The 7,022-nt window shown below is 58.5% G+C and carries 7 protein-coding genes, 1 tRNA gene and 1 pseudogene; 3 read left to right on the top strand and 6 right to left on the bottom strand.

The annotated features are described in order from the left end of the window. The first annotated feature begins 143 nt into the window (after positions 1-143). Positions 144-785 carry a hypothetical protein gene (locus ABD112_RS06460; protein WP_343924261.1) on the top strand — a complete coding sequence of 214 codons (642 nt, stop codon included), beginning with the start codon at positions 144-146 and terminating at the stop codon, positions 783-785. Between the two features lie 146 nt (positions 786-931). Here ABD112_RS06460 and ABD112_RS06455 read toward each other — a convergent pair. Together ABD112_RS06455 and ABD112_RS06450 are read right to left on the bottom strand one after the other, a co-directional pair. Then, positions 932-1,005: transfer RNA gene (locus ABD112_RS06455), tRNA-Ile, on the bottom strand. 118 nt (positions 1,006-1,123) lie between these two features. After that, positions 1,124-1,369, bottom strand: coding sequence for a hypothetical protein (locus tag ABD112_RS06450; protein WP_343924259.1), 246 nt, complete (start codon positions 1,367-1,369; stop codon positions 1,124-1,126). Between the two features lie 128 nt (positions 1,370-1,497). On the opposite strand from ABD112_RS06450, the gene ABD112_RS06445 reads away from it, so the two are divergent. Beyond that, the gene (locus tag ABD112_RS06445; protein ID WP_343924257.1) at positions 1,498-2,040 is read left to right on the top strand and encodes a Dps family protein; all 543 of its coding nucleotides are present in this window, start codon (positions 1,498-1,500) and stop codon (positions 2,038-2,040) included. A gap of 56 nt (positions 2,041-2,096) precedes the next feature. Here ABD112_RS06445 and ABD112_RS06440 read toward each other — a convergent pair whose 3' ends face one another. Together ABD112_RS06440 and ABD112_RS06435 are read right to left on the bottom strand one after the other, a co-directional pair. Beyond that, positions 2,097-3,341: a glycosyltransferase gene (locus ABD112_RS06440; protein WP_343924255.1), complete on the bottom strand. Its 1,245-nt coding sequence runs from the start codon at positions 3,339-3,341 to the stop codon at positions 2,097-2,099. Positions 3,342-3,470: 129 nt separating this feature from the next. Next, positions 3,471-4,412 (bottom strand): DMT family transporter, encoded by a 942-nt coding sequence (locus ABD112_RS06435; RefSeq protein ID WP_343924253.1) that lies wholly within the window; start codon positions 4,410-4,412, stop codon positions 3,471-3,473. Between the two features lie 40 nt (positions 4,413-4,452). Between ABD112_RS06435 and def the strand changes: the two genes are divergently transcribed. Further along, positions 4,453-5,016, top strand: coding sequence for a peptide deformylase (def, locus tag ABD112_RS06430; protein WP_343924251.1), 564 nt, complete (start codon positions 4,453-4,455; stop codon positions 5,014-5,016). Here the strand turns inward: def and ABD112_RS06425 are convergent. Together ABD112_RS06425 and ABD112_RS06420 are read right to left on the bottom strand one after the other, a co-directional pair. Then, positions 5,013-5,671: pseudogene (locus ABD112_RS06425) on the bottom strand (response regulator transcription factor). The gene def and the pseudogene ABD112_RS06425 overlap by 4 nt on opposite strands. Continuing rightward, on the bottom strand, positions 5,668-6,909 hold the full coding sequence (locus tag ABD112_RS06420) for a sensor histidine kinase (protein WP_343924249.1): 1,242 nt from the start codon (positions 6,907-6,909) through the stop codon (positions 5,668-5,670). The pseudogene ABD112_RS06425 and the gene ABD112_RS06420 overlap by 4 nt, the downstream one beginning before the upstream one ends. Positions 6,910-7,022: the final 113 nt, after the last annotated feature.

Raw genomic sequence — 7,022 nt, 5'->3', positions numbered from 1 at the left:
CACCCCCCGGATCATGAAACGACTGGGGGCAAGAATCATGCCGGACCCGACGGGCCAACGTCCTCAGATACAAACACCATCCGGGGATATAAACAAGGTAACGGGTGATATCGAGCTGTTTGCAGGTTCTCAAAGATGAAATCATGCGCAAATCTCTACTCATTGCTGGCGCTTCGGCAGCCGGATTATTACTGGCTGCCACGGGGGCTGCCGCCGCCCCAATGTCAGGGAACAGCAACCCAGGGCACACCTATGTCGCAGATCTTCAGCCGCTAAATGCCGGCGAACATCAGGTGGGCTCGGAATCGTTCTCTATTCCAACTGCGCACGACACCACGGTAGTAAAACTCAAAGGGAATGACCTCACCGTCACGATCAATGTCGACGGGGTCACTCCGCTCACGCTTCACCCTCAGCACATTCACGCTGGGGCGATGTGTCCGAGCTCTAGTGATGACGTCAACAATGACAGCTTTGTCGACGTCATCGAGGGGCCCCCTAAGTACGGTCCAGTTTTGATTCCGCTAGATAGCAACTTGCGTAGTTTCGCGCCGTCTCTCGACTTTCCAGTGGCAGACGCCTCGGGAAGCTACTCATACACTCAGGACGCCTCAAAATCGCATCTCCAAAAGGAGTTGAAAGAGGCGCTGAAGGTGGGCAACCGACACGTTGTGATCCACGGCATCGACCCCTCGAACCCGCTCCCTGCAACTGTGCAATCACTGCCAGGTCTTCCGGCATGGGCCACGCTTCCGGTCGCCTGTGGCGAACTCGTTCGGCAGTAACGCTACACAAGCTCAGCAGCAACGAACTCTCCGCCTCGGCGGAGAGTTCGTTCGGCCATGCGTTCTTGGCCACACCTGATGAACCGAACGGCAGACACGGCCGCCTCGGCAAAAGCGCGCCTCAGGGCTCGTTCGATGCTTCACAGTAGGGCGGATGGGACTTGAACCCATGACCGACGGATTATGAGTCCGCTGCTCTAACCAGCTGAGCTACCGCCCCGTGCCCGCACTTGTGCGAACGCGTATCTACGTTACCGGCAAATCGGGCACACAATGTGTCACTCGATCGAGCAGACCGAGCGCGTCGCTCTCTCGTCTAGATGCAGAGGTTGTGCGCATCAATGGACTTCAGCATCCACGGTCTTAAAGTTCGCAACGTGGATGGAAATTCCGACAGCGACGATCACGCTCAGCACTAGTGCCACGAGACCCGAAACGGCCGCCACGTAGTAGGTACTTGGGTCTGGAACTAAGCCCATTTGTTGCTCCATGTAGTACCAAATGGTTGCGCCAGTGTTGATCCCCAACACGACAATCACCGCAGGCACGAGCCAGGTCGCTACCAACAGAAATCTTGTTCCCATGTACCGCCCCCCATCATCGTGACGTAGAAACGAGGCTAGCTCAGAAATAGCGGGACGGCGCGCCCTCATACGGCATCCTCACAAAAAACGTGAAGCCAGCATTCATGCAGCCCTCGTACATTTGGCTCATGACTGATTCGCAGAAAGCGCAGACCGCAGCTCCAGCTAAGGCTGGGGCCCGTAAAACCCGTCGCCAGAACGCCGAGCACGGGTTCACCGCCTCCAAAGGGCTCGCCGACAAGATGCAACTAGTGCTCGTTGACCTGCTCGAATTGCAGCTGCAGGGCAAGCAAGCGCACTGGAATGTAGTCGGCAAGAACTTTCGCGACACCCACCTCGTGCTTGACGAAATTATCGACGCCGCACGTGGCTTCAGCGACACCATCGCCGAACGGATGCGCGCGCTCCACGCCACTCCTGACGGTCGCAGCGACACGGTCGCCGCCACCACAACACTCCCCGAGTTTCCCGCCGGCGAGATCAGCACTACAGACACCATCGATCTGCTCACAGAACGCCTCGAAGGCACCGTAGCGACCATCCGTGAGGTTCACGACCCCATCGACAAAGAAGACCCCACCAGCGCAGACCTGCTGCACGCCATCATCGAGACCCTTGAGCAGTACGCCTGGATGGTCTCAGCAGAGAACCGCACCCCCACAAAGAAGTAGGCTCCACGCCTCACTGAACGAGCTGATTGCTGTGGCTCCCGCGAGAGCGTCTCCGTTTAGGAGGCGCTCTCGTTCTTTTTGCCCAAAGCGGCAGGGTCAGTGACTTCTTCACCGCGATACAAGCTCTCGAACGTATCGAGGGTGCGCTCGATGTCGTGAGCCGCCACAATGGCCAAGCTTTCCTTCTTGAACTTGAGCACGTCATCCGCAGACATAGTGAGCACGCGAGTCAGTTTCTCAGCCAGATCGTTAATGTTGCCGGGCTCGAACAAGAACCCATTTTCGCCATCATGCACGAGGTGTGGCAAAGCCATCGCATTAGCGGCGACAACAGGCAGCCCCGAGGCCATAGCCTCCATCGTAGAAATGCTCTGCAACTCAGCGATCGAAGGCATTGCGAAGACGGAACCGCGCTGAAGAGCATCCCGCAACTGGGCTTGCTCGACGAAACCAGTGAGTGTCACACGTTCGTCTAGGCCCAAACTCGCAACCAGGGCCCGGAGTTTGCCTTCCAGCTCTCCCCCGCCCACGATCTCCAGTTTGGCGTCGAGTGTCGGATCGAGAATTGCGAAAGCGCGAATCAGTTTGTCGATCTGCTTCTCTTCAGACAAACGACCCAAGAACACGATCAGGTTGTCTGGTTTAGGTTCAAGATTTCCGTTGTAGCCATCAGCGTTGATGCCACAAGAAATAGAGACCACATTGCGCACAGCGGTGTTCTCTTCGAGATACTCCGCGGCTCGACGCGTCGGAGTCGTCACCCGTGCAGCACGCATAAATGAACGCTCAGCCGCAGCCCACGCTGCCCGGCCAGCCTTCTCGCGCATGAACCGCGGAACAATAAGGGCGTGATCGAGCAAATTCTCGGGCATGAAGTGATTAGTGCCGATGAGACGAATGTTGCGCTTGCTGCCCTCCAGCGTCATCCCTCGCCCGATCACAATGTGCGACTGAAAGTGGATGACATCGGGCTTCACCCGCTCGAGAATGATCGCCGAATTGCGCTTGATTCGCCACGGCAACAAGAACCGCAACCAGGGGTGGCCTGGCCAGCGCCACGAATAGATGCGGTGCAAGGTCATCTTCTGGCCCTCATGCATCTCAACCATCTGGCCGAGCCGCTTGTTGGAATACGACGGCGCCGCGATGTGCACGTCATGCCCCCGTTCAGCAAGACCACCAGCCAAGCGAGCGATGAAGGTTGCTGCCCCATTGATCTGGGGCCAGAAAGTGTCGGCACCAATCAGGATGCGAAGTCGCGGTTTGCCCTCGTGGGGCGAGCGTTTCACAGCGGAAGTCACAGTCGAAGAGATCCTTAACAATTTTGCGCCACGAGCCAGCTCGTTTACGACCCGGTCAGGTCAACGGCACCTAATAACGTACCCCACCACACCCGTTATCGCGGGCTGCTCAGCCGAGCATCCGAAAAGCTACACCTTGAGTTGCGGATGATGCTTCGAGAGCGAAAAGACACCAAAAATGGCGACAGCACCGGTAATCACAAACGCGATCACCGCCCACACGGGCGCATCTGAAGCCTCACCCAACACAATGATTCCCACCGAGACAGCCACCAGCGGGTCAACAACGGTGAGGCCGGCAACAACCAAGTCTGGCGGCCCGGATGCATACGCCGTCTGCACAAAGTACGAGCCCAGCAAAGATGCCGCAATCAGCCCGACAATGCACAGCATCGTCAGCAGGTCAGTGCTTTCGATCCCCGACCCCAAAATCACGATCGTCTTGATGCGATCAATAACAACCTTGGCGAGCGTCGCAACAAAACCGAACAGCATTCCGGCGCCCAGAATGTAGAACACCGGCGATGCTCCTTTGCGGAAAATCGCAAACAGAGCGATCCACAGCGCCAGAACAATGACCAAAATAATCAGAACCGTCGACAACTCACGCTGCGTGATCACCGTGGACTTAGCAAACACCGCCGCTAGCGCAACAAAGACGCCGACACCACCAACACACATCACAATTGCGCGGATCGATATGGCATCCAGTCGAATTTTCGTGAGTCGTGAGTTCATGATCGCCGTCATGACCAGCGCCACCGCACCCAATGGTTGAACAACCATGATGGGCGCGATCGCCAAGCTGGACAGCTGAAAAACAATCGCGAGCCCCAGAAACGCTGTGCCGATCACCCAAGATGGCCGAGCCAGCAGTGCTTTGAGCTGCGCGAGGTTCAAACCCGAGCTTGCTTCTCCGCCGTGGTGCTCTTCCATGCGAGCGACACCGCGGTGCTGGAACTGCGCACCCAACGACAACAAAATGGCGCCAATTAGAGCGAGCGGGATACCTACAGCCTGCAAAGGGGTGAGACTGATCTGATCGGTGAGGTCAAGAATGTCCGGCGGCACCCGTCAAATGTACTCGGTTGAACCCGGATATTCTGGGTGCATGGCCGTTCTTCCCATCATCATCACCGGCGACCCGGTGCTCCACACTCCTGCGAACCCGGTAACGGCCTTCGACAGCTCACTCAGCACGCTTGTGGCTGACATGTTCGAGACGATGGAAGAGGCGCCGGGAGTCGGCCTCGCAGCCCCTCAGGTGGGCGTCTCGCAGCGTGTATTCGTCTACGACTGGATCGATGACGACGACACCCATTGGCGCGGCGTAGCCATTAACCCCGAACTCTGGCACTCTCCAACACCCCTCTTCGAACCCGGTGAGGAAGATGAAGAGGGTTGCCTTTCTATTCCCGGTGAACGATTCGGCTTGGTGCGTGCCGACCGTGTCATCCTGCGCGCCGTCGACCTCGACCAAAAGCCGTTCGAAATCGAAGCATCCGGCTGGCTTGCTCGCATCTTGCAGCACGAATATGACCACCTCGACGGTGTGCTCTATGCCGACCGCCTGCGCGAACCCGATGCCAAGGCAGCAGCGAAGGCCATCCGCAAGCAGGGCTGGGGTCAGCCAGGCCACTCGTGGTTACCCACCGAGGAACAGCTCGACGCCTAACGCCCGGAAGAAACCAGGCCTGTTTCGTAGGCGATCACCACCAGCTGAACACGATCACGCGCCATCAGCTTCGCCATAATGCGCGAGACGTGGGTCTTGGCGGTGAGCGGGCTCAAGAAGAGCTTTTTGCCGATCTCTGCATTCGTGAGCCCTGACCGACGAGGCCAAGAACTTCACGCTCTCGGGTCGTGATCGCGGAAAGGACGCTGTCGTCAATCACCACCGACGAACCACCGGCGAATCTTGCGAGCAGTCGTTTCGTGACGCCAGGGCTCAGCAGCGCATCGCCCGCAGCCACAACGCGCACTGCACGAATCAATTCCACCGGTTCAGTGTCTTTCACAAGGAAGCCGCTCGCACCGGCTCGAATCGCTCGAGCGACATACTCGTCGACCTCGAACGTTGTGACAACCACAATCCGGGTCGCCGCGAGTTCAGGGAAGGTCGCAATCTGCTCTGTGGCCCACAGCCCGTCGCCATCAGGCATCCGGATGTCCATGAGCACCACATCGGGACGCTCACGGCGCACAACACCAATCACTTCGGTGCCGGTCGCAGCCTCGCCAACGACCTCAATATCGTCTTCGGCATCGAGCAAGCTACGGAATCCGGCACGAATCAGTTGCTGGTCGTCAGCAACAACAACGCGGATCATGTGGATGCCAGTCGGCGCGGAATGCGTGCCGTCACGAGTGCGCCACCCGCTACTGATTCGCCCAAGTTAAGGGTTCCGCCCAAAAGGTCAGCTCGTTCACGCATGCCTAACAAGCCTCGCCCCTCGTTGTCGACAGAGTCGTCGATTCCTTCGCCGTTGTCCGCAATCGTAACGAGATAGTCGCCATCGTCGTAGCCGACGCTCACGCTAACGTCGGTCGCATTGGCGTGACGCACGATGTTGGTCAGCGACTCCTGCACAATTCGGTAAAGAGCCAACTGAACTGCCGTGGGAGTCTCTGACGACACCTCACAGGTGAGCTGCACCTCCAGCCCGTGAGAGCGCACCGACTCGACCAAGCTGTTCAATCGGGAAAGATCTGGTTCTGGCACAGGCGGCACGGCATCGCCATCGTCGCCATCGCCGTCGTCGCCTGTGCCCTCTGTGCGCAGCATGCCGAGCAGTGATCGCACCTCATCGAGCGCTTCTTTGCTTGAGCTCTTGATGCTGGCAAGGGCAGCTTCAGCCTGCTCGGGCTGCTTGTTCATGAGGTGCAGCCCAACCCCCGCCTGAACATTGATCTGGCTGAGGGAATGCGCCAAAACGTCGTGCAATTCTCGCGCAATACGAACGCGTTCGGCGCGCATTTCCGAATCGCGCCGATCAGCGAATTCCTGCTGAAACTGCACAAAGTGTTCGGCACGTCGCCGATTGGATTCAGCGAATCCGAGAACAAGCAGCAAGCCGAGAGTCGTAACAACGATGCGGGGAGGTTCGAGGGCGATCCCCGCCAACAGCGCGGCCAACAGGGTCACCTCCCACACGACGATCAACGAGATCCACGTCCACGAGCGCGCACCCCGCGAAATGGCAATCACGATTGCGAATGCCAAAGCCAAATAGGGCGGAGAGATGACCGAGTATCCGAGCAGAAAGTCAGCAGCAGCCGCCGTCGACATGAGGGCAATGATCGGTCCTGGATACCGGCGAGCCCAGATCAATAAGGCCGGACCGACAATCGCGAGCAGGATGAGGGCGACGCTCGACGCCCCAAAGTTGTCGGCGCGCACCACGCTGATCACGGTGATCGGCACCTGCACGATCAGAGAAATGAACACCGGCAACCACAACCGCAGCAGGGTTGACCGTCGAGAACGCGGAAAGCCGAACCGCTGGCCCTTCATCATCGCGTCAACCATGGCACTGGCAGTGCGAGTCGATCGATCGGATGAGCGCATGCCTCGATGCTAGTTGGCCACCGTCGCGCACACATCGGCTCTGCGGCGCACGCCGGGCTACTCCCGGCGGAGTAGGTGCCAGATGCACTGTGCTCGATAGCGAGCGCCAGAAC

The organism is Rhodoglobus aureus, from assembly GCF_039527955.1.
GTDB lineage: Bacteria > Actinomycetota > Actinomycetes > Actinomycetales > Microbacteriaceae > Rhodoglobus > Rhodoglobus aureus.
Note: the sequence above shows the minus strand (reverse complement) of the source record. Positions and strands in the feature narration are given on the sequence as shown.